Origin of the sequence: Limimaricola sp. G21655-S1 (assembly GCF_027213785.1) — a bacterium.
Lineage (GTDB): Bacteria > Pseudomonadota > Alphaproteobacteria > Rhodobacterales > Rhodobacteraceae > Limimaricola.
Map to the genome: position 1 here is coordinate 1 of NZ_JAPWGO010000219.1, position 272 is coordinate 272.

Here is a 272-nt window from a genome sequence, read left to right on the forward strand (position 1 = left end):
GCCCTGTTCGCTGCTCTGAGCGCGCCAGCGTCGCGCCTAGGTGGCTAGTGCGCGCAAGAATAACGGACAGGGGTTAAACAATTGCCTCAGTCTGTAGGGGCCCTGGCCAGCGCAGCGCGGTGCCCTCGGCCTCCAGCGCGCCCTTGGCACGATCAAAGCGCAAATAGGCAATCGCCTTGCCGCCGGATTGGGTCAGAACCTGACCCACCGGTTTGCCCGCTGCGGTGATCTGCGCGCCCACCGGAACAGCGCCGTCGATCTCAACCTGTGTC

At 65.1% G+C, this 272-nt stretch carries 1 pseudogene; it reads right to left on the reverse strand.

Annotated elements, in window-relative coordinates:
• Positions 1-73: 73 nt before the first annotated feature.
• Positions 74-272 (reverse strand): annotated as a pseudogene (locus tag O4G76_RS20520) (hypothetical protein); the annotation flags it as partial.